Below are 1,108 nucleotides of genomic sequence, written 5' to 3'. Positions count from 1 at the left end.
ATACAGAGGTAGACCACCAGACGCAGATCAAAACGCAGGCCGTTGGCGAACGCTTCAAGAAAGGTCGCAGCCGGTGTGTCGAGGATCATCGAGCGGTTGTAGACCAGCAGCGCAACACGCAGCAGGCTGAACATGACCATCATGATCAAGGCGCACAACAGCGTATAGGCCAGATGCGATTTGACGGTCGGTTGCAGCAGGCGACTAGAAGCTCGCTGCTGATTCAGGGCGTCCGGGATTGCCATGTCGTTTTAGGACCCATTGGAAGTTGAAGTTTCAAAAGTACAGCGGCGCCCTGCCCTCTATTGGCCAATACTTGGCCCCGGGGCTTGCGCGGTGCGCAAATGTTGCACGATCACCCGCCTCATTGCCATTGATTACTGTTTGGCTGGCCGATGCGGGCGGATTGTCTTGGAGGCTTTGTGAAAATTTTGTGCAACGCATATCCGGAAACACAATAAAGCCGCGCCCTGGTAAAAACACAAACGCCCCGAACCAGTCGGGGCGTGTCGCAGAACAACGGTGCGATTACTTCTCGGCGCGTTCTTTCAGGGTTTTCAACGTATTGAACGGTRCATCGACCACGAACTTGTTGGCAATCATCGAAGGCACGCTGCCGCCTGGCTCGGTGTGCACCTGATAGGTCACTTCGACCTGGTCACCTTTGGGCACGAACTTCCAGAACCCGTCGACTTTGGAGACCCGCACAAAACCTTTTTCTTCCGGAATGTACTTCGGTACGCCTTCGAGCTTGCGGGTCAGGCTGCCATCGGCACCTTCAATGGTAGTGATGTGCAAAACCGAATCACGCGGGGTGACGGGCCACGGGGTATTGAACTGGGTGTAGGTCCAGGTCTGATCGCCTTCGCGCTTGAGCAGTTTCTGCATTTTGCACTCGTGAATCCAGGCACAGGCGCCGGACACGTCTTCCTGCAACGCGCGCAGTTTGGCAACGGTGGTCTTTATCAAGGTTACGCCCTGATAGGACTTGTAGTCCGAGCCAGGCACTTCACTCAGGGAGATCTTGATGCCGTCTTCGTTCTTGGCGACCTTCCAGTCTTCAGCCTGGGCGGTCGTAGCGGCGAGWACCGCAGTCAATCCACACTAC

Annotated in this window: 1 protein-coding gene and 1 pseudogene; both read right to left on the bottom strand. The window is 55.8% G+C overall.

All coding sequences use genetic code 11. From position 1 onward, the window contains the following. Positions 1–245 (bottom strand): annotated as a pseudogene (locus AC1DRJ_RS29000) (LTA synthase family protein); the annotation flags it as partial. A gap of 283 nt (positions 246–528) precedes the next feature. Beyond that, the gene (locus tag AC1DRJ_RS28995; RefSeq protein ID WP_477805154.1) at positions 529–1,098 is read right to left on the bottom strand and encodes an START domain-containing protein; all 570 of its coding nucleotides are present in this window, start codon (positions 1,096–1,098) and stop codon (positions 529–531) included. Positions 1,099–1,108 lie beyond the last annotated feature (10 nt).

This window comes from Pseudomonas sp. P5_B2 (genome assembly GCF_056400445.1).
Note: the sequence above shows the minus strand (reverse complement) of the source record. Positions and strands in the feature narration are given on the sequence as shown.